21 protein-coding genes are annotated in these 20,410 nt (G+C 65.5%); 14 read left to right on the top strand and 7 right to left on the bottom strand.

The window, feature by feature from the left end; all coding sequences use genetic code 11:
• Positions 1–281 precede the first annotated feature (281 nt).
• A complete protein-coding gene (locus WS69_RS25750) occupies positions 282–1,496 on the top strand; it encodes a cation:proton antiporter (protein WP_059473468.1) in 1,215 nt (404 codons plus the stop codon).
• Between the two features lie 44 nt (positions 1,497–1,540).
• On the top strand, positions 1,541–2,656 hold the full coding sequence (locus tag WS69_RS25745) for a YbdK family carboxylate-amine ligase (RefSeq protein WP_059473467.1): 1,116 nt from the start codon (positions 1,541–1,543) through the stop codon (positions 2,654–2,656).
• 297 nt (positions 2,657–2,953) lie between these two features.
• Here WS69_RS25745 and WS69_RS32285 read toward each other — a convergent pair whose 3' ends face one another.
• A complete protein-coding gene (locus WS69_RS32285) occupies positions 2,954–3,217 on the bottom strand; it encodes a diguanylate cyclase (RefSeq protein ID WP_082716480.1) in 264 nt (87 codons plus the stop codon).
• Here WS69_RS32285 and WS69_RS25740 point away from each other — a divergent pair.
• The 4 genes from WS69_RS25740 to WS69_RS25720 all read left to right on the top strand — a co-directional run bounded on the left by WS69_RS25740 (position 3,170) and on the right by WS69_RS25720 (position 6,643).
• Complete coding sequence (locus WS69_RS25740; RefSeq protein ID WP_059473579.1) at positions 3,170–3,811, top strand: MarR family winged helix-turn-helix transcriptional regulator; 642 nt, start codon at positions 3,170–3,172, stop codon at positions 3,809–3,811. The genes WS69_RS32285 and WS69_RS25740 overlap by 48 nt on opposite strands.
• A 39-nt stretch (positions 3,812–3,850) precedes the next feature.
• Positions 3,851–4,561, top strand: coding sequence for a glutamine amidotransferase (locus tag WS69_RS25735; protein WP_059473466.1), 711 nt, complete (start codon positions 3,851–3,853; stop codon positions 4,559–4,561).
• 171 nt (positions 4,562–4,732) lie between these two features.
• The gene (locus WS69_RS25730) at positions 4,733–5,845 is read left to right on the top strand and encodes an NADH:flavin oxidoreductase/NADH oxidase (protein ID WP_059473465.1); all 1,113 of its coding nucleotides are present in this window, start codon (positions 4,733–4,735) and stop codon (positions 5,843–5,845) included.
• A 291-nt stretch (positions 5,846–6,136) separates the two neighbouring features.
• The gene (locus tag WS69_RS25720) at positions 6,137–6,643 is read left to right on the top strand and encodes an SET domain-containing protein (RefSeq protein ID WP_059473464.1); all 507 of its coding nucleotides are present in this window, start codon (positions 6,137–6,139) and stop codon (positions 6,641–6,643) included.
• 373 nt (positions 6,644–7,016) lie between these two features.
• On the opposite strand, the gene WS69_RS25715 is transcribed toward WS69_RS25720, so the two are convergent.
• Positions 7,017–8,483, bottom strand: coding sequence for a sensor histidine kinase (locus tag WS69_RS25715; RefSeq protein ID WP_059473463.1), 1,467 nt, complete (start codon positions 8,481–8,483; stop codon positions 7,017–7,019).
• Between the two features lie 116 nt (positions 8,484–8,599).
• Positions 8,600–9,292: a response regulator transcription factor gene (locus tag WS69_RS25710; RefSeq protein ID WP_004195796.1), complete on the bottom strand. Its 693-nt coding sequence runs from the start codon at positions 9,290–9,292 to the stop codon at positions 8,600–8,602.
• A gap of 120 nt (positions 9,293–9,412) precedes the next feature.
• Between WS69_RS25710 and WS69_RS25705 the strand changes: the two genes are divergently transcribed.
• Positions 9,413–9,643, top strand: coding sequence for a DUF3717 domain-containing protein (locus tag WS69_RS25705; RefSeq protein ID WP_059473578.1), 231 nt, complete (start codon positions 9,413–9,415; stop codon positions 9,641–9,643).
• A gap of 82 nt (positions 9,644–9,725) precedes the next feature.
• On the opposite strand, the gene WS69_RS25700 is transcribed toward WS69_RS25705, so the two are convergent.
• Both WS69_RS25700 and phhA read right to left on the bottom strand, forming a co-directional pair.
• Positions 9,726–10,031, bottom strand: a complete 306-nt coding sequence (locus WS69_RS25700) for a 4a-hydroxytetrahydrobiopterin dehydratase (RefSeq protein ID WP_010107252.1) — start codon at positions 10,029–10,031, stop codon at positions 9,726–9,728.
• An 83-nt stretch (positions 10,032–10,114) separates the two neighbouring features.
• Positions 10,115–11,008, bottom strand: coding sequence for a phenylalanine 4-monooxygenase (gene phhA / locus WS69_RS25695; RefSeq protein WP_059473462.1), 894 nt, complete (start codon positions 11,006–11,008; stop codon positions 10,115–10,117).
• A 140-nt stretch (positions 11,009–11,148) separates the two neighbouring features.
• Here phhA and WS69_RS25690 point away from each other — a divergent pair, with 140 nt between their 5' ends.
• Positions 11,149–11,640, top strand: a complete 492-nt coding sequence (locus tag WS69_RS25690; RefSeq protein WP_010107250.1) for an Lrp/AsnC family transcriptional regulator — start codon at positions 11,149–11,151, stop codon at positions 11,638–11,640.
• Between the two features lie 78 nt (positions 11,641–11,718).
• On the opposite strand, the gene WS69_RS25685 is transcribed toward WS69_RS25690, so the two are convergent.
• Both WS69_RS25685 and WS69_RS25675 read right to left on the bottom strand, forming a co-directional pair.
• Positions 11,719–12,249, bottom strand: coding sequence for a class IV adenylate cyclase (locus tag WS69_RS25685; protein ID WP_059473461.1), 531 nt, complete (start codon positions 12,247–12,249; stop codon positions 11,719–11,721).
• A 368-nt stretch (positions 12,250–12,617) separates the two neighbouring features.
• The gene (locus WS69_RS25675) at positions 12,618–13,517 is read right to left on the bottom strand and encodes a LysR family transcriptional regulator (RefSeq protein WP_059473459.1); all 900 of its coding nucleotides are present in this window, start codon (positions 13,515–13,517) and stop codon (positions 12,618–12,620) included.
• A 161-nt stretch (positions 13,518–13,678) separates the two neighbouring features.
• Between WS69_RS25675 and WS69_RS25670 the strand changes: the two genes are divergently transcribed.
• The 6 genes from WS69_RS25670 (at position 13,679) to WS69_RS25650 (ending at position 20,352) form a co-directional block, all read left to right on the top strand.
• A complete protein-coding gene (locus WS69_RS25670; protein ID WP_059473577.1) occupies positions 13,679–15,202 on the top strand; it encodes a CoA-acylating methylmalonate-semialdehyde dehydrogenase in 1,524 nt (507 codons plus the stop codon).
• Between the two features lie 164 nt (positions 15,203–15,366).
• Positions 15,367–17,052, top strand: coding sequence for a GMC family oxidoreductase (locus WS69_RS25665; protein ID WP_059473458.1), 1,686 nt, complete (start codon positions 15,367–15,369; stop codon positions 17,050–17,052).
• A 91-nt stretch (positions 17,053–17,143) separates the two neighbouring features.
• A complete protein-coding gene (locus WS69_RS33795; protein WP_156438401.1) occupies positions 17,144–17,335 on the top strand; it encodes a hypothetical protein in 192 nt (63 codons plus the stop codon).
• 219 nt (positions 17,336–17,554) lie between these two features.
• Entirely contained in the window at positions 17,555–18,334 is a 780-nt protein-coding gene (locus WS69_RS25660) for an ABC transporter ATP-binding protein (RefSeq protein WP_059473457.1), read from the top strand.
• Positions 18,331–19,086, top strand: coding sequence for an ABC transporter ATP-binding protein (locus WS69_RS25655; protein WP_059473456.1), 756 nt, complete (start codon positions 18,331–18,333; stop codon positions 19,084–19,086). The genes WS69_RS25660 and WS69_RS25655 overlap by 4 nt, the downstream gene beginning before the upstream one ends.
• Before the next feature lie 69 nt (positions 19,087–19,155).
• The gene (locus WS69_RS25650) at positions 19,156–20,352 is read left to right on the top strand and encodes a beta-hydroxybutyrate-binding protein (protein WP_059473455.1); all 1,197 of its coding nucleotides are present in this window, start codon (positions 19,156–19,158) and stop codon (positions 20,350–20,352) included.
• Positions 20,353–20,410 lie beyond the last annotated feature (58 nt).

Here is a 20,410-nt window from a genome sequence, read left to right as displayed (position 1 = left end):
CATGGCGCTGCGCCACGCGTGCATCAACGGAACGGTCAGCTCGAATTCGAATCTGAGGATTTGAGATCGCGCTGCCCATTCACACGCGCCAGGCCGACCCCAGATCGGCCGCAAGCCCGACTGACCGTCGCACCCTTTTCGGCGACGCGGGCTTACCCCATGTCCTACTGGTCGTACAGAACAACGAACGACGGGGCAACCACTCATCCAGCGCGCATCATTCGCTCGACTCGCTCGATCCGCGTCGCCGGAGGTTGCCTTCCAAAGGAGAAGTCACCACGATGAAGTCAGCGTTCTCGTTTCTACCCAACTGGCCCCTCGTCCCGGATGCGATTTTTTGGGCCGGCTTTGCACTCTTCGCCGCTGGTCTTTGCGGCGAGCTCTGCTATCGCGCGTGGCGCCTGCCGCGGATCACCGGCTACGCGGTGATCGGGCTCATCGCCGGCTCGTTCGGCTTCGGCGTGATCGACGCGAGCACCGACGACACGTCGCGGCTCCTCGTGAACGTCGCGCTCGGGCTGCTGCTGTTCGAGCTCGGCAGCCGGCTCGACTTACGCTGGATCCGCCGCAATCCTTGGCTCATCGCGTCGAGTCTCGCCGAGGCGACGCTCACGTTCGTGCTCGTGCTCGCGGTGCTGCTGGTGCTCAAGGTGCCGGGAATGATCGCGCTCGTGCTCGCGGCGATCGCGATCTCGACGTCGCCCGCGATGGTGATCCAGTTGAAGACGGAATTGCGCGCGGAAGGGCAGGTGTCGCAGCGGCTCATCACATTGTCCGCGCTGAACAGCGTCTACGCGGTCGTGCTGACGAAGCTCGTCACGAGCTGGCTGCATCAGGAAGCGTACGGCAACGTGTTCGCGACGATCCTGCAGCCGATCTATCTGCTCGCCGGCTCGTTCATCGTCGCGTATCTGTTCGCTCGCGCATGCAATTATCTGTTCCGGCATGTTGCCTCGACGATGCGCGACGAACATTCGTTCGTCGCACTGTTCGGCCTCGTCGTGCTCGCGATCGCGGTCGCGCAGGTGCTCAAGTTGTCGACGATGCTCACGCTCCTGCTCGCCGGCATCATCGTGAAGAATCTCGAAGCGCGTCCGCAGTTGTGGCCCGAGCATTTCGGCACCGCCGGGTGGCTGCTCACCGTGATTCTGTTCGTGCTGACGCTCACGTCGTTCGCCTCGCAGGACATCATCGCGGGCGGACTCGTCGCGGGCGCGCTGATTGCGACGCGCTTCGTCGCGAAGCTCGTCGGCGTGCTCGTGTTCGCGAAGCCGAGCGGCCTCGGTGTGAAGCAGGGCGTCGCGCTCGGCTTCTCGCTCGTGCCGATGTCGGCGCTCGCGTATCTGCTCGTCGACGACACGTACCAGCTTTACCCGAATTTCGATCCGCGCCTGCGCGCGGTCATCATGTGCTCGATCGTCGTACTGCAGCTGATCGGGCCGCTCATCGTCTATCGTAGCCTGTCGGCTGTCGGCGAACGGCGCGACGCCAACTGATCCGCGCGTTCGCCGCTTCCCGCCCCGTTATCCGGAACCACGCCATGGCACTCGAAACCTTTGTCAATTCCGAACCGTTCACGTTCGGCATCGAGCTCGAAATTCAGATCGTCAATACGCACAACTACGATCTGACGAAAGCGTCGTCCGATTTGATGCGGCTCATCAAGGATGCGAAATTTCCCGGCAACATCACGCCGGAGATCACCGAAAGCATGATCGAGCTGTCGACGGGCATATGCAGGACGCACGATCAAGCATTGGGCGAACTGCACGCGATCCGCGACACGCTCGTCAGCGCGGCCGACCAGCTGAACGTCGGCCTCTGCGGCGGCGGCACACACGCGTTCCAGCAATGGAGCGAGCGGCAGATCTTCGACGCGCCGCGCTTCCAGTACATTTCCGAGTTGTACGGCTATCTCGCGAAACAGTTCACGGTGTTCGGCCAGCACGTGCACATCGGCTGTCCGGACGCCGACAGCGCGCTGTTCCTGCTGCACTCGATGTCGCGCTTCATTCCGCATTTCATCGCGCTGTCGGCGTCGTCGCCGTACGTGCAGAACGTCGACACCGGCTTTCATTCGGCACGCCTCAATTCCGTGTTCGCGTTTCCGCTGTCGGGCCGCGCGCCGTTCGTGCTCACCTGGAACGGCTTCGAGGAGTACTTCACTAAGATGGTGAATACGGGCGTCGTCAACAGCATGAAGGATTTCTACTGGGACATCCGCCCGAAACCCGGCTACGGAACGATCGAAGTGCGCGTGATGGATACGCCGCTGTCGGTCGATCGCGCGGCCGCGATCGCGTGCTACATCCAGACGCTCGCGCGCTATCTGCTGATCGACCGACCGCTGACGCTGTCGGAGGACGACTACCTCGTCTACACGTTCAACCGTTTCGAGGCATGCCGCTTCGGGCTCGAGGGCACTTGCGTGAATCCGCAGACGGGTGAGCGCCGGACGATCGCCGAGGACATCCTCGACACGCTCGATCGCATTGCGCCGCATGCGGCAGCACTCGGCTCGCGTGCGGCGCTCGACGAGATCGGCGCGCTCGCGAAGGCGCGCGTCAACGACGCGTCGTGGCTCCGGACGATCTTCAAGCAGGAAAAATCGCTGAACGAAACTGTGCGCCAGCAGTGTCTGCGCTGGCGGGAATGAAAAATAGTTTTTCAAATCGTCGCATCTGACGGGCGCGGGTTTAGGTTTACCCCAACGTATACGTATGTAAACGTAGTAGTAGTTAACAAGCCCCTGCCGATTCTGTGGATAACTTGATATTTCGCCACAAAGTCAAAGGCCTGTGGCATTGACAACGATGCGAATCGAGTGAGAATTCCGGCGGACGGCTCGGGACGGAAAATTTTTCGGCGAGCCTGTGCCACAAGTTGTCAAGAAACGACGCACAGTTCGTTACTGTGCTTATTCAGTCGTTATCCACAGGTATGGTGGGATAACTTAGCTGTGCGATTTTCCGCTCTCGCTTAGAATGTCGGCTTCGCGGTGGTCAGCGCCGACGGGGGTGCTGAAACCGCGTGCAGGTTCGCGGCGTGTGCCTCGCGGCGAACATGTCGGACGCGCTCGTCCGGGTGCGCCCTTTTGAGACAGAGATCGAGACCTGATCTCCCCACAAACGGCCGCCTTCAAAAGATGGCCGGCAACAGCGAAAAGACTATGAGCGAAGGTGTTTACGGGAACCAGGCTGCGGGGCGAGTGACCCACAGCCTGTTGCGGTTGAGCACGGCTATGCGGAGCCAGGCATGGGATTGGGCGGAAGGCGCGGGGTTGACGCCGACGCAGGGTGAAATCCTCGTGCTGCTGCTTCAACGCAAGGGGCCGATGCGGCTGGGCGAGATTGCGCGCGAAACGCAATTGACCGCGGCGACGACGAGCGATGCGGTGAGCACGCTCGAGCACAAGGGGCTTGTCGAGAAGCGTCGCGCGCTCGACGACGGCCGCGCGCTCGCGGTGCGCTTGAGCGCGCGCGGCCGCACGGCGGCGAAGAAGGCGCTGCAGTGGCCGGACTTCCTGTCGAAAGCGGTCGGCACGCTCGGCGGCGACGAGCAGGGCGTGCTGTATCGCGCGCTGCTGAAGACGCTGCGCGAGCTGCAGGTCAAGGGCGACATTCCGCCGCACCGGATGTGCGTGACGTGCAAGCACTTCCAGCCGGGCAAGGCGGCGCGCAAGCCGACCTACCGTTGTTCGTTGCTCGACATGACGATGGCGGACAGCGACCTGCGTCTCGACTGCACGGTGCACGAGGAAGCGGACGCCCTGACGCAGAAGAAGACCTGGAAACTGTTCGCGCAGGCGTAATGCGCGTCGAGCGGGGGCTCGTCCGGGCCGGAGGTGCCGATGAATGCTGAAGCCGTTGCGATTCGCCACGTGCATTTCGAGGACCTCGGGAGCTTCGAGCAGGTGCTCGGCGAACGCGGGCGGCGCGTGCGCTATGTCGACGTCGGCGGTTCTCGCGTCGAGGCGCTCGACGCGCTCGAGCCTTCGCTGCTCGTCGTGCTCGGCGGGCCGATCAGCGCGTACGACGACGAGCTGTATCCGACGACGGCGCTGCTCGCGGCGCTCGTCGGCAAGCGCATCGAAGCCGGCTTGCCGACGCTCGGCATCTGCCTCGGCTCGCAGCTGATCGCGCGTGCGCTCGGCGCGCGCGTGTATCCGGCGGCGGCGAAGGAGCTCGGCTGGATACCGCTCACGCTGACGGAAGCGGGGCGCGCGTCGCCGCTGCGATACGTCGACGGTGCGATCACGTCGATGATGCACTGGCACGGCGACACGTTCGATCTGCCTGCGGGCGCGATCCATCTCGCGTCGACGCCGGCGTGCCGCAACCAGGCCTTCTCGTGGGGCACGCACGTGCTCGCGCTCCAATGCCATCCGGAGATCCGCGCCGACCGCTTCGAGCCCTGGCTGATCGGCCATGCGGGCGAGATCGCGGCGACGCCCGGGATCGACGCGAAACGATTGCGCGAGCAGACCGCGCAGCTCGGTCCGACGCTCGAATGCGCCGCGCGCAAGATGTTCGGCGAGTGGCTCGATTCGGTTGGGTTGTAGCGGCCGGTCGGCTGCGATTGCGTTCGTTCGAAACGAAACGGTTCCGGGTTCGTCACCGATCCCGGTGCCGTTTCCATATTCGTTCCATCGCGTGAGTCGTCGTGCTCGCGGCAAGCCTGCGCGCCGCGTGCTAACCTCGATCGCTCGACTTTCTTCGCGAGAGCGGCTGCCATGAGTGCGTTGTTTTCTCCGTTCACGCTGCGTGGCGTGACGCTTCCCAATCGCATCGTGATTTCGCCGATGTGCCAGTACTCCGCCGAAAACGGCGAGGCGCGTGCATGGCACCTGATCCACCTCGGCCATCTTGCGCTGTCGGGCGCGGGACTTCTCTGCATCGAAGCGACGGCGGTCGAGCCCGATGGCCGCATTTCGCCCGCGGACCTCGGCCTGTGGAACGACGCGACCGAAGCCGCGCTCGAACCCGTGCTCGCGGCGATTCGCAAGCATTCGCCGATTCGCGTCGCGATGCAGCTTTCGCACGCGGGCCGCAAGGCGTCGAGCGACGTGCCGTGGAGCGGCGGGCAATTGATTTCGGTCGACAAGGGCGGCTGGCAGCCGTTCGCGCCGTCCGCGGTCCCGCATCGGGAAAACGAACCGTCGCCGCTCGCGCTCGACGCGGCCGGGCTCGAGCGCATTCGTCATGCGTTCGTCGAATCGGCGAGGCGTGCGGCGCGTCTCGGCATCGACGCGCTCGAAGTCCACGCGGCGCACGGCTATCTGCTGCATCAATTCCTGTCGCCGCTGGCGAATCATCGCACCGACGCGTACGGCGGCTCGCTCGAGAACCGGATGCGCTTTCCGCTCGAAGTATTCGACGCGGTGCGCGCGGCGTTTCCGGACGATCGTCCGGTCGGCGTGCGCGTGTCCGCGACCGATTGGGTGCCGGGCGGCTGGGAGCTCGACGATACGATCGCCTTCGCGCACGCGCTGAAGCGGCGCGGCTGCGACTGGATCGACGTGTCGTCTGGCGGCGTGTCGCCGCTACAGAAGATTCCGCTGTCGCCCGGCTATCAGGTGCCGTTCGCGCAGGCGGTCAAGCGCGCGGTCGACATGCCGACGGTCGCCGTCGGCCTCATCTCCGATCCCGAGCACGCGAATCGCCTGATCGAAGCGGGCGATGCGGACTTCGTCGCGATGGCGCGCGCGATGCTCTACGATCCGCGCTGGCCGTGGCACGCGGCCGCGAAGCTCGGCGCGACGGTCAGTGCGCCGCCGCAGTATTGGCGTTCGCAGCCGCGCGAGCACAAGGCGCTGTTCGGCGACGTGTCGTTCGGCCAGCGTTAAGCGCTGCGTGTGCGTCGCATATGCGGCGCGTGGCGGATGATCGGCGCGAGCGCCGAACCGAGCGCCGATTCGATCGGCGTCGCGTGATTTCGTGTGATTTCACTCGATTTCGTGCGTCGAGCGGCTGTTCGATGTTGAACGAAGCAATCCCTAACGTGTAGGATTCGGGTGATTCGCACTCGGCCGGCGCATGGCATGCAATGCCGCTTGCGCCGCGATCGACGAAGCGGCGCGAGCAACATGCGCCGCGCGTTCGTTTCAGTTTCAAGTCGTCTTCAAAGGATTCGTTCGATGAGTTCACGCAGGATCGTGGTGCGCCGCTCGGGCGTTCACGGCAAGGGCGTATTCGCCGCGGTACCGATCAAAGCGGGAGAGCGCGTAGTCGAATACAAGGGCGAGCGGATCTCGTGGAAAGAGGCGCTGCGCCGCCATCCGCACGACCCGGACGATCCGAATCACACGTTCTATTTCGCGCTCGAAGAGGGCGGCGTGATCGACGGCAAGATCGACGGCAACAGCGCACGCTGGATCAATCACTCGTGTGCGCCGAATTGCGAAGCCGAGGAGGTGGACGGACGCGTGTTCATCCACGCGTTGCGCGACATCGGCGAGCAGGAAGAGCTGTTTTACGACTACGGCCTCGTGATCGACGCGCGCCTGACGAAGAAGCTCAAGCGCGAATACGCGTGCCGTTGCGGCGCGGCGACTTGCCGGGGCACGCTGCTCGCGACGTCGGAAAAAGACGAGGGCAAGAAAAAGAAGAAGGCGAAGAAGGGCGGCAAGGATAAGAAGAAGTGACGCCGCCGCGGCGATGCACGATGCCATTGTGCGCACGTCGCGGTTTCGCCGGTTCGAACGGGCGGCCGAATCGAAGACGGCCGTCCCGATGCTTTCCAATCCCAACTAATCAGGCTGTGGCTGCGATCCTTCGCAGGGTCGGCGCGCGCCATTTGCGTCGTGTCGTCGATGGGGCATTCGTGAACGCGTTGCGCAACGTCGCGTGCGAACGCTGTTCGGCGCGGTCTCGATCGGGCCGCATGAGCGGTCATCATTCGACGATATCGATTCGCTGCGCAGACGCGGCGTAAACGGGCAAGCCGCGCCGCCCGTCCGCGGACATCGCTCGTGCGCGGCTCGTGCGGACACAGGCTGCGCTCGAGCCGCCACCTTGTCAGACCGACGTGGTCGGCGATTCGGATGAACGGAGCGCCGGCGCGAACGGCTTGTCGGCGAGTGGCACTCGCACGACGAATCGCGAGCCGCCCTCGGGCGCGTCTGCGTACGACACGGTGCCGCCGTGCATCGCGATGATGTCGTGGACGATCGCGAGGCCAAGGCCCGCGCCTGTCTCGACGCCGCTGCCGCTTTGCGCGTCGCCGCGGAAGAATCGCTTGAAGAGGTCCGCCTGCTGCCCCGCCGGCACGCCGGAGCCGTTGTCCTCGACGACGATCTCGGCCGCCTGCTTGCCGTCGTCGAGCGCGATCTGCGACACGTCCATCGTAATCCGCGCGCCTTGCGGTCGCGCAAGCGGCACGTACTTCAGCGCGTTGTCGAGCAGATTTGCGATTACCTCGCGCAGCAGCACCGGATTGCCGCGCACGACGAGCGGCTCGTCGTCGGCGCGGCCGTCGCCGCGCTGGAAGCCGAGATCGACGTGCGCGGCGAGCGCACGCGGCACCCATTCGGCGCCGGTTTCGAATGCGAGGCCGGCAAGGTCGATGTCGACGAAGCGAGCGGCCTGCTCGCCAGGCTCCGCGCGCGCGAGAGACAGCAGCTGATTCGACAGCCGCACCGCACGGTCAGCTGCCGAGCGCAGTTCGCGCACGGCGGTCAGCGTTTGCTGCGGATCGCGCGCAATGGCCGCCTGCTCCGCGTGCAGCTTGATCGCGGTGAGCGGCGTGCGCAGTTGGTGCGCGGCGTCGGCGATGAACTTGCGCTGTGCGTCGAGCGCGGTCTTCAGGCGGCCGAGCAACGCGTTCATCGCGCTCGTGAGCGGCCGGATTTCGAGTGGCACTTCGGTTTCGTCGACGGGCTCGAGCGACGTGTGGGTCTGCCGGTTCAGCGAATCGGCGAGATGCGTGAGCGGGCCGAGCTGCTGGTTGACGACGCGCCACACGATCCCCCAGCCGGCGAGCAGCAGCAGGAGGAGCGGCATCATGATCGCGACGAGGAATTCCGCCGCGATCCGGTAGCGGTAGCGCACCGGCTGTGCGACCTCGACGATCATCGGGTTGCCGCTTTCCGTCTGCTCGACGCGCACTTGCGCGACCCGCACCGCCTGGTTGTCGTATTCGGCCTCGAACACGTACGCAACGTGCATCCGGCGCACGCTCGTGCCTTGCAGCGGCAGCTTCGGATCGCCGGCGAGCTCGTGCTCGCCGTCGCTGATCCGGTAGATCAGCTGTTCGGTGGGATCGGAGAACATCGCCTGCGCAAGCGGCGGCACCGTGAACGGCGCATCGGGGCCGGCGATCTGGATCTGTTTCGAGATGGCCGACGCGAGATCCGCGAGCGATCGGTCGACGACGTGCTGCGTGTATTGCCACGCAAGCCAGTACGCAATGAGGCCGCTCATCAGCGCGAGCATCGACAGCGGCGCGGCGAGGCGCCGCAGCAGCGTGCGGCGCAGGCTGGTCACAGCCGGATCAAGGGACATCGCGCGAAAGAATAGGATAAGCGCCGCTTCGCGAAGCGGCGCGGGTAGGGCGCGCGGCGCGCGCGGCCGCAGCGTGCCGCACGCGCAGCGTCAGACCATCAGACGCTCGCGGTCTGGCGGATTTCCTGCAGCAGGTAGCCGAAGCCGCGCACCGTGACGATCTCGACACGGCACTGCTCGAGCTTCTTGCGCACCCGGTGCACGTAGACTTCGATCGCGGTGTCGCCGAGATCGCCGCCGAAATGCGTCAGGTGATCCTGCAGTTGCGCCTTGCTGACGACGCGGCCGTGGCGAAGCAGCAGCATCTCGAGCACGGCGAATTCGCGCGGCGACAGCTCGAGCGGCTTGTCGTCGTTGAAGATGCGGCGATCGACGCCCGACAGGCGCACGCCGCCGAGCGACACTTCCGGACGCGGCATGTCGCTGTGCGGGCCGCTGCGACGCATCACCGCGCGGATCCGCGCTTCGAGTTCGGCGGGCTCGAACGGCTTCAGCATGTAGTCGTCGGCGCCGGAGTTGAGGCCCTGCACGCGATCGTTCAGTTCGTCGCGCGCGGTCAGCACGATGACGGGCGTATGGCGGTTGGTCTGGCGGAAGCGCGACAGCAGCGTCATGCCGTCGATGCCGGGCAGGCCGAGGTCGAGGATCACGAGTTCGTGGCGGTTTTGCGCGAGCGCCTGCTCGGCAAAGATGCCGTCGTGAACCATGTCGACGGTGAAGCCCGCCTGTTCGAGGCTGCTTTGAATGCCGCGTGCGATGGGGCGGTCGTCTTCGATCAGAAGGAGTCGCATGAGATTCGCTCAAGTACAATGGGTTGGCGGTTCAGGCACGCGGGACAGCACGACGCCGTTTCCACGAAAACGTCGCATGCCCGGCGACAAGCAGGACGGCCAGCAACGAACATCTCGATCATGTCCGACATTTCGATCCACGAACTCGAAGCCGCGATCAATTTCTGGCGGGCCCGCTCGCCGGCGAGCGGCGACGAACTCGAACTCTGCGAAGAGGCTAGCGCGCTTTCCAAACCGTATGCGTTGCTGATTGTACAGCGCCAAAGTGCACTGCAACTGGAAGGATTGGACCCTAAGGCACGCAACGCATGGGACGCTTACGTTCGACTTAACGACGGCTTGGAAAGCTGAAGGCTTTCGCTTCATTCAGCATAGAAAACGCTTACTGAAAGCGATACGTTGACGATCCGATTTCGAATCTCCATCAGGGTAATTACGCAGCCTTTGCGTGCTTGCCCACTTCCTCGATGAAATGCGCGAGCTTGATGTCGCGCTCGGTGAGACCGTCGGCGTCGTGCGTCGACAGCGTGATGTCGACGCGGTTATAGACGTTGAACCACTCGGGGTGGTGATTCGCTTCCTGGGCCTTGATCGCGACGCGCGTCATGAAGCCGAACGCTTCGTTGAAATCGGCGAAGCGAAAACTACGCTGGATGGCATCGCGGCCCGGCACGGCCGTCCAGTGAGGCAGGCTTTCGAGTTGCGTCTTGCGTTCTTCCGATGTGAGCTTGTGAATCATTTTCATACCTCGTCCGATAGCGGCGCGGCCGCGCGCCTTCGCGCGGCGAGGTGCCGTATCGGCCATTCTTTCATATTTGTTCGTCAAACGTCTTCATCGATTGCCCAGCCTTCGCCAGTGCCGCGAGTGAGCACGTGATCGCCGTCCAGCACCGCGCCCGCCGCGTGCTCGGGCGCGTCGGCGAGCCGGGCGGCGAGCGCGCGCGCGTCGACATGCGCGAGCGCAAAGAGCTGCGCGAAATCGTCGATCACGAAGTAGGTCTTCTGGAACGTGTCGATCCGGTAACGGGTCCGCATCACGCGCTCGAGATCGAAGCCGATCCGGTTCGGCGCGGCGCTTTCGAGGCTGTAGAGCGTCTCGCCCTTGCTTGACACGATGCCCGCGCCGTAGATCCGCAGCTCGCTTTCCCGGCGCGCGTCGCGGATCAGGCCGAATTCGACGGTATACCAATAGAGGCGCGCGAGCAGCGCCAGCGCGCGCGGATCGTCGGCGACGGCGAGCGCCGCGCGGCCGTACGCGTGCATGTAGTCGGCGAAGACGGGATCGATCAAGAGCGGCACGTGGCCGAACAGATCGTGGAAGCAGTCCGGCTCCTGCAGGTAGTCGAGCTGGTCCGGCCGGCGCATCCACCAGGTGACTGGAAACCACCGGTTCGCGAGATGCTCGAAGAACACGGCGTCCGGCACGAGGCCCGGGACGGCGACGATCCGCCAGCCGGTCGCGGGCTGGAGCTGCCGGTTCACGTCGGCGAACGACGGCACGCGCTCGGGCGACAAGTCGATGCGCGCGAGGCCGTCGACGAATGCATCGCACGCGCGGCCGCGCAGCAACGACGCCTGGCGCGTATAGAGCTGCTTCCACACCGCGTGGTCGACTTCGCCGTAGCGGGCGAGCGGCTGATCGATGGTGAAATCGGCACGGGTTTCGAGACCCGCGTCGAACTGTTCCTTCAGTTTCGCGGTGACGACGATGGACATGGTGAACGCTTGCTTCGCATCGGTTGGGATGCATGCAAGTGTAGGGCGGGTGCCACGCGGATTGGGCGCGAAGTTGTCGAGTATTTGGTTATAAATGCGATAATCTAGCATCACAACGCAGAATTACGCGGAGAATCTTCATGGTGGAACTCGATCACTTCGATTTGGCGCTGCTCGATGTGCTGCAGCGCTTCGGCCGCGCGACGCACCAGCAACTGGGCGAAGAGGTGCCGTTGTCGCCGTCGCAGATCGGCCGGCGGCTGCAGCGGCTCGAGGCGGCGGGCGTGATAGACGGCTACCGCGTCGTGCTGCGGCCCGAGCGGCTCGGGCTCGGCGTCACCGCGTTCACGAGCCTGAAGCTCAAGCATCACGGCGATTCGATCATCGAGCAGTTCCAGCAGCAGATCGACGTGCTGCCCGAAGTGCTCGAATGTCATGCGGTGGTCGGCGATGCCGATTATCTGCTGCGGATCGTTGCGCCGGATCTGAACGCGCTGTCGTCGTTCGTGATGAAAAAGCTGATGCGGGTGCCGGGCGTCGACAGCGTGCGATCGAACATCGTGCTCACGACGTTCAAGCGCAACGGGCCGCTGCCGCTCGGCCATCTGGCGTCCGGCACGCCCGCTGCGTGACGCGACGGGCGGGAGGCCGGCCGTCGATGGCCGGTTGGCGCGCGGGTCCCGACGGCCGGCCTGGAGCGCCGACGAGTCTCACGCGGCCGGTTCGGCCTGCGCGTTGAGCAGATCGACGTACGCGACCGCGACGAGATCGTCGCTCGGCACGCCGAGCTTCGTGAATACCGCTTGCGCCTCCGCGTGGCCGCCTTCCTCGTCATCGTCCGGCGCGAGCACGACTTCGAGCTCGACGAAGTCGCCGAGGCCGTCGACACGGTCGAGATGGATTCGCGTGCGGCCCGCGAGGTAGACGTGCCGCTCCTTCGTCACGATGCCGCGGGTCGTCAGCGCAGTCGCGAGGAGCGCGTGCATCGCGTCCGGGTTCGTCACCGGGCTGCACGTGTAATACGACGCCTTCGGGCCGTCCTGGTCGTCGCGCTGGTAGAAGATCAGCTCGGCGGGCGTGCCGTCTTCGAAGCGGCGCAGCTTCAGGCGGCCGCGCGGCACGTCGTAGAAGAAATCCTGCTGCCGATAGAAGAGGGGGGCCTCGGTCGCCAGCTCGGCGGCCCGTTCGCGCAGTTGTTCGAATTCGCGCGCGCGGGCTTTGATCTCGATGTTGCGGGCCATGGGGTCTCCTGTGAAGAGCGTTTGCGGGTCCGGACGAACTATCCGGAAGCCCCCATTCTATCGGGGCACGAGCCGCTTTGACGCGACGCGGAAGACGGCGAGCCGCGCGCGGCGGATACGGTTGTGCCGCGGGCGTTCGCGCGGCGCGAGCGGTGCCGGGATGGGCGGTTGCCGATGCAGCGTGCCGCCGAAAGCTGCGGGGCGGCGCGATGCAGCGCGGCGGCCTTCACCGATGCGGCATTGAGCCGCAGCCGTGCGGCTCGAATCCGGCGCGAATGCGCGAGCGTCGTGCCGACGCACGCGGCGTCAGCGAGTCATTCTCCAACCCTTTATATCGAAGCCGCCGCGCCGATCATCATCAGCGGCGCTCATATTGCCCATTGCTCGTCGATGAGGCGCAGCGCGGCGGCGATCGCCGGCTCGTCGCGCCGCTCGGCGAGCGTGACGAACGTGAGCTCGGCGGGCGCCGAGACGTGCTCGACGATCGTGAGCGCATGCGCATGCGCTTCCCGCAGCGCGACCGAGTCACGCGCGAGCGTCAAGCCGACGCCCGATTTGACGAGATCGAGCATCGACGTCTCCTGATCGACTTCGGCGACCTTGACGGGCTGCACGCCGGCATCGGAGAAGCGGCGCGACAAGAGCCGCTGGTGCGCGGACGCGGCGGGCGTCCAGATCCACGGCAGCGCGGCGAGCTCGCGCCACGTGCGCGCGCGCTGCACGCGCTCCTTCCAGCCGGCGGGCGCGAGCACGCGATAGCGGAACTGCGTGAGCGTCACCGTGTGGAAGCGCTCGGCGTCGCGCGGATCGTCCTCTTCCGGCCGGCCGATGTAGTAGCCGACGTCGAGCTCGCGCGCGCGGACCTGGTCGAGCACCCAGCCGGACATCCCGTGCCGGAGCGCCGTCTCGATCTGCGGATAGGTCTCGACGAGCCGCTTCAGGAAGCCGCCGAGCCGCAGGAATTCTGGATCGAGGATCGTGCCGATCCGCAGCCGCCCGCGCACTTCGTGCCGCAGCGCGGCGGCCGCGCGCTTCACGTCTGCCGCCGCGTCGAGCGCACGCTCCGCATGCGGCAGCAGCGCCTGGCCGTCGCGCGTGAGCACGAGTCCGCGCGCCGTGCGCACGAACAGCGCGACGCCGAGCAGGTCCTGCAGATTCTTGATCTGCAGACTGACGGCGGGCTGCGTCAGATGCAGGTGCGTCGCCGCGCGCGTGAGGTTGCCCTCGCGCGCAACCGCGACGAACGCGCGGAGCAGAGTCAGGTCCATCGAGCAATATTAGCGCGGCTTATAACGCAATTGAGCATAACTCATTGGATCGCGAACGGGGCTCGCGGGTACGCTTCATCCCCGAAGCATGCGATTCGCGTGCAACACGCAAAGCGGAAAGCGGAAAGCGGAAAGCGGCAACGGCAAACACGGAGGACGACATGACCGATACCCATTCGAACGATTCGCGCGTGCGCGCACTGACCCATTTCATCGGCGGCCGCGCGGTCGACGGCGCGAGCGACCGCTACGGCGACGTGTTCGACCCGGCGCTCGGCAAGGTGACGGCGCGCGTGCCGCTCGCGACGGTCGCGGAAGTCGACGCGGCCGTCGCAGCCGCGGCCGAGGCGTTCCCCGCGTGGAGCGAGATGTCGCCGCTCAAGCGCGCCCGCGTGATGTTCAAGTTCAAGGAACTGCTCGATCGCCATCACGACGAGCTCGCCGAGCTGATCACCCGCGAGCACGGCAAGGTGTTCTCCGACGCGAAGGGGGAAGTGATGCGCGGGATCGAGGTCGTCGAGTTCGCATGCGGCATTCCGAACCTGCTGAAGACCGGTTTCACCGACCAGATCGGCGGCGGCATCGACAACTGGAACCTGCGCCAGCCGCTCGGCGTCGTTGCCGGGATCACACCGTTCAACTTTCCGATGATGGTGCCGTGCTGGATGTTCCCGGTCGCGATCGCGTGCGGCAACACGTTCGTGCTGAAGCCGTCGGAGCGCGATCCTTCGGCGTCGGTCCGGCTCGCCGAGCTGTTGAGGGAAGCGGGGCTGCCCGACGGCGTGTTCAACGTCGTGCACGGCGACAAGACGGCCGTCGACGCGCTGATCGCGCATCCTGACGTCGCCGCGCTGTCGTTCGTCGGCTCGACGCCGATCGCCGAGTACATTCACACGGAAGCCGCGCGGCGCGGCAAGCGCGTGCAGGCGCTGGGCGGCGCGAAGAACCATCTCGTCGTGATGCCGGATGCGAACCTCGATCAGGCCGTCGACGCGCTGATCGGCGCCGCGTACGGGTCGGCCGGCGAGCGCTGCATGGCGATTTCCGTCGCGGTCGCCGTGGGCGGCGTCGCGGACGCGCTCGTCGAGCGGCTCGCCGAGCGTGCGAAGACGTTGAAGATCGGTAACGGAATGGATGGCGACGTCGAAATGGGGCCGCTCGTGACGGCCGCGCATCGCGCGAAGGTGTCCGCGTACATCGACGCGGGCGTCGCGGCGGGCGCGAAGCTCGTCGTCGACGGGCGCAATCACGTCGTCGACGGATACGAGAACGGTTTCTTCCTCGGCGGCACGCTGTTCGACGACGTCGCGACCGACATGTCGATCTACCGCGAGGAGATCTTCGGGCCGGTACTGGCCGTCGTGCGGGTGCCGGATTTCGCGAGCGCGGTCGAGCTCATCAACGCGCACGAATTTGCGAACGGCGTGTCGTGCTTCACGTCCGACGGCGGCATCGCGCGCGCGTTCGCGCGGCAGATTCAGGTCGGGATGGTCGGCATCAACGTACCGATTCCGGTGCCGATGGCGTGGCATTCGTTTGGCGGCTGGAAGCGCTCGCTGTTCGGCGATCACCATGCGTACGGCGAGGAGGGCGTGCGCTTCTACACGCGCTACAAGAGCGTGATGCAGCGCTGGCCGGACAGCATCGCGAAGGGGGCGGAGTTCACGATGCCCGTCGCTAAGTGACGCAATCGCAACCGTTGTTTTGACGACGCCGCGCGGCTCCCGCAAAGGGGCCGCGCGGTCTATGCTTTAACGGCGCGCATCGATGCTTGTTGCGCGGCCTGCGCCGCGGCGCATGACGACGGTCCGCGCAAGACCGACGCACCAGAATCGAGGAGACAGAGACAGTGGCTACCGAACGGATGCTCGAAGGCGAATTCGATTATGTGATCGTCGGGGCCGGCACGGCCGGCTGCGTGCTCGCGAACCGGCTCACCGAAGATCCCGACGTAACCGTGCTGCTGCTCGAAGCCGGCGGCAAGGACGACTATCACTGGATCCACATCCCGGTCGGCTATCTGTATTGCATCGGCAATCCGCGCACCGACTGGCTCTACAAGACCGAGCCCGAAGCCGGGCTGAACGGCCGCGCGCTGTCGTATCCGCGCGGGCGCGTGCTGGGCGGCTCGTCGTCGATCAACGGCATGATCTACATGCGCGGCCAGCGCGGCGATTACGACGATTGGGCGCGCGCGACGGGCGACGACGGCTGGTCGTGGGACGCGGTGCTGCCGATCTTCAAGCGCAGCGAAGATCATCACGCGGGCGCGAGCGACGCGCACGGCGCGGGCGGCATGTGGCGCGTCGAGAAGCAGCGGCTGCGCTGGGAGATCCTGGAGGCGTTCTCGCAGGCCGCGCAGCAGACGGGCATTCCGGCCACCGACGATTTCAACCGCGGCGACAACACGGGCGTCGGCTATTTCGAAGTCAACCAGAAGCGCGGCATCCGCTGGAACGCGTCGAAGGCGTTCCTGCGTCCCGCGCTCGCGCGGCCGAACCTGACCGTGATCACCGGCGCGCAGGCCGAGCGGCTCGTGTTCGACGGCCAGCGCTGCGCGGGCGTCGGGTATCGCGGCGGCGGCGCGCCTTACGTCGCGCGTGCGCGCGGCGAAGTGCTGCTCGCGTCGGGCGCCGTGAATTCGCCGCAGTTGCTCGAGCTGTCCGGCATCGGCGGCGGCGGCCGGTTGCAGGCGCTCGGCATCGGCGTCGTCGTGGATCTGCGCGGCGTCGGCGAAAACCTTCAGGATCACTTGCAACTGCGGATGGCGTTTCGCGTGCGCGGCGTGCGCACGCTGAATACGTTGTCCGCGCACTGGTGGGGCAAGCTGATGATCGGCGCGCAATACGCGCTGATGCAGCGCGGGCCGATGTCGATGGCGCCGTCGCAACTGGGCGCGTTCGCGAAATCGGACCCGAACGATCCGGCGCTCACGCGGCCCGATCTCGAATATCACGTGCAGCCGCTGTCGCTCCAGCGTTTCGGCGAGCCGCTGCATCGCTTCAATGCGTTCACCGCGTCGGTCTGTCATCTGCGGCCGACGTCGCGCGGCAGCATTCACGCGGGGTCGCCGGACCCGATGCGCGCGCCGTCGATCGCGCCGAACTATCTATCGACCGATTACGATCGCCACGTCGCGGCAAACGCGCTGCGCCTGACGCGCCGGATCGCCGCCGCATCCGCGCTCGCGCGCTATGCGCCTGAAGAAATCCTGCCGGGCGTCCAGTATCGGAGCGAAGAAGAATTGATCGCCGCGGCGGGCGCCGTCGGCACGACCATCTTCCATCCGGTCGGCACGTGCAAGATGGGGCGCGCGGACGATCCGGACGCGGTCGTCGATAGTCGCCTGCGCGTGCGCGGCGTGACGGGGCTGCGGGTCGTCGACGCGTCGGTGATGCCGACGATCACGTCGGGCAACACGAACTCGCCGACGCTGATGATCGCCGAGCGCGCGAGCGACATGATTCGCGCGGATCGTCGCGGCACGTCGGAGCGCGGCGCGGCTGCGCGCGCCGAAGCCGTGCTGCCGACGTAAAAATGACACGATCCGTTGAAAGAATCGGCAATGAATCGAAATAAAAAAGCGGCCGAGGGTTAACCCAAAAAAACGCGACGAAGCATCTTGCATGTACTCGATCGCGGCGTTTGTTTCGATTCGTGCCGGAACGCGTTTTTTCTTCGAAGAACTTTTCGCCGCGCGTAGAAGAAATACGCATGTCGTCAGGGTTTGCGTGAGGTCGGAAACGGTTTCGCGCGAGCAGACAGGCGGCGCGGCAATGCGCGAACGCATTGATCTGCACGACAAAAAAAGCGTGTAAAAATGCTGATGGCCGTCGCGTCCTATAAGTGCAAATCCCGATGAATGCACTGCACCAACGGCGCGACAATGACACGCAGTCTGAATCTGCGACTTGTGTGAGGAGACCAGCCTCGACGCAATGACATAAAGCTCGGGGGCCGCCTCTCATCCGCTGAATGCATCGTGGCCGCTTGCGCGAGATCTCCCAGCGCTTCGCCTCACTTCGTAGGAAGGGAACATGATTCTCGGCGACACGATTCTCGAAACACGCGGACTCACAAAGGAATTCAAGGGCTTCACCGCGGTGAACGGCGTGAACCTGCGCGTGCGGCGCGGCTCGATCCATGCGTTGATCGGGCCGAACGGCGCTGGCAAGACCACTTGCTTCAATCTCCTGACAAAATTCCTGAAGCCGACCGCGGGTCAGATCGTCTACAACGGCATCGATATCACCGACGAGCGCCCCGCGCAGATCGCGCGGCGCGGCGTGATCCGTTCGTTCCAGATTTCCGCGGTGTTTCCGCATCTGACGGCGTTGCAGAACGTGCGCATCGGCCTGCAGCGCCCGCTCGGCACCGCATTCCATTTCTGGCGTAGCGAACGGTCGCTGAAGCGTCTCGACGATCGCGCGATGGATCTGCTCACACAGGTCGGCCTCACCGATTTCGCGCACGTGCCGACGGTCGAGCTCGCGTATGGCCGCAAGCGCGCGCTCGAGATCGCGACGACGCTCGCGATGGAGCCGGAGCTGATGCTGCTCGACGAGCCGACGCAGGGGATGGGCCACGAGGACGTCGATCGCGTGACGGCGCTCATCAAGAAGGTCGCGAGCGGCCGCACGATCCTGATGGTCGAGCACAACATGAACGTGATCGCGGGCATCTCCGACACGATCACTGTCCTGCAGCGCGGCGAAGTGCTCGCGGAAGGCACGTATGCGGAGGTGTCGAAGAATCCGCTCGTCGTCGAGGCGTACATGGGCAGCGCCGACGCGGCGCTCGTGGGGGCGCACGCATGAACCACAGCGAACGGGAAGAGCGCGAGTTGAACAATGTCGAAAGCGGTACGCCCGCGCTCGCGCTCGCGGGGCTCGAAGCGTGGTACGGCGAATCGCATATCCTGCACGGCGTCGATCTGACCGTGCACCGAGGCGAGGTCGTCACGCTGCTCGGCCGCAACGGCGCGGGCCGCACGACGATGCTGCGCGCGATCATGGGGCTCACGGGCCGGCGCAGCGGCTCGATCAAGGTCGCCGGCCACGAGACCATCGATCTGCCGACGCACAAGATCGCGCATTACGGCATCGGCTATTGCCCGGAGGAGCGCGGGATCTTCTCGAGCCTGTCGTGCGAGGAGAACCTGCTGCTGCCGCCCGTGCTCGGCGATCGCCAGGGTGCGATGTCGCTCGAAGACATCTACGAGATGTTCCCGAACCTCGCGTCGCGCCGTAGCAGCCAGGGCACGCGGCTGTCGGGCGGCGAACAGCAGATGCTCGCCGTCGCGCGGATCCTTCGCACGGGCGCGAACCTGCTGTTGCTCGACGAGATCTCCGAAGGCCTCGCGCCCGTGATCGTGCAGACGCTCGCGAAGATGATCGTCACGCTGAAGGCGCGCGGCTACACGATCGTGATGGTCGAGCAGAACTTCCGTTTCGCGGCGCCGCTCGCGGATCGCTTCTACGTAATGGAGCACGGCCGTATCGTCGAGCATTTCGGCGCGACCGAGCTCGAGGGAAAGATGCCTGTGCTGCACGATCTGCTCGGCGTTTAGCGCGCCGCTTTGCCGGTCCCCCGATGTACATAACCTGACAACCACAACGCACTACACCAGGAGACGTCAATGAAATCGAAGACCCTCGCGCATGCATGTCTCGCCGTCGCCGCCGCGTGGTCGGTGGGCGCCGCGCAGGCCGCGGACACCGTGAAGATCGGCTTCATCACCGACATGTCCGGCCTCTATGCGGACATCGACGGACAGGGCGGCCTCGAGGCGATCAAGATGGCGGTGGCCGATTTCGGCGGCAAGGTCAACGGCAAGCCGATCGAAGTCGTGTACGCCGATCACCAGAACAAGGCGGACATCGCCGCGTCGAAGGCGCGCGAATGGATGGACCGCGGCGGGCTCGATCTGCTCGTCGGCGGCACGAACTCGGCGACGGCGCTGTCGATGAACCAGGTCGCCGCCGAGAAGAAGAAGGTCTACATCAACATCGGCGCGGGCGCGGATACGCTGACGAACGAGCAGTGCACGCCGTACACGGTCCACTACGCGTACGACACGATGGCGCTCGCGAAAGGCACGGGCTCGGCCGTGGTGAAGCAGGGCGGCAAGACGTGGTTCTTCCTGACCGCCGACTACGCGTTTGGCAAGGCGCTCGAGAAGAACACCGCGGAAGTCGTGAAGGCGAACGGCGGCAAGGTGCTCGGCGAAGTGCGGCATCCGCTGTCGGCGTCGGACTTCTCGTCGTTCCTGTTGCAGGCGCAGTCGTCGAAGGCGCAGATCCTCGGTCTCGCGAACGCGGGCGGCGATACGGTGAACGCGATCAAGGCGGCGAAGGAGTTCGGCATCACGAAGACGATGAAGCTGGCTGCGCTGCTGATGTTCATCAACGATGTCCACGCACTCGGCCTCGAGACGACGCAGGGTCTCGTGCTGACGGACAGCTGGTACTGGAATCGCGATCAGGCGTCGCGGCAATGGGCGCAGCGCTACTTCGCGAAGATGAAGAAGATGCCGTCGAGCCTGCAGGCGGCTGACTATTCGTCGGTGACGACGTACCTGAAGGCGGTGCAGGCGGCGGGCTCGACCGATTCCGACAAGGTGATGGCGCAGCTCAAGAAGATGAAGATCGACGACTTCTACGCGAAGGGCTACATCCGCACGGATGGCAGCATGATTCACGACATGTATCTGATGGAAGTGAAAAAGCCGTCCGAGTCGAAGGAGCCGTGGGACTACTACAAGGTTGTCGCGACCATCCCGGGCGAGCAGGCGTTCACGACGAAGCAGGAGACGCGCTGCGCGTTGTGGAAGTGATGTGGCGCGTTCGCCGCGCGCGTTTCGGCGCGGCGAACGCACGCGCAACGGCGGCTCC

The sequence above is a fragment of the Burkholderia sp. BDU5 genome (assembly GCF_001522845.1).
Classification (GTDB): domain Bacteria; phylum Pseudomonadota; class Gammaproteobacteria; order Burkholderiales; family Burkholderiaceae; genus Burkholderia; species Burkholderia mayonis.
The sequence above is the reverse complement of the archived record's forward strand: the minus strand, read 5'-3'. Positions and strand labels throughout refer to the sequence as shown.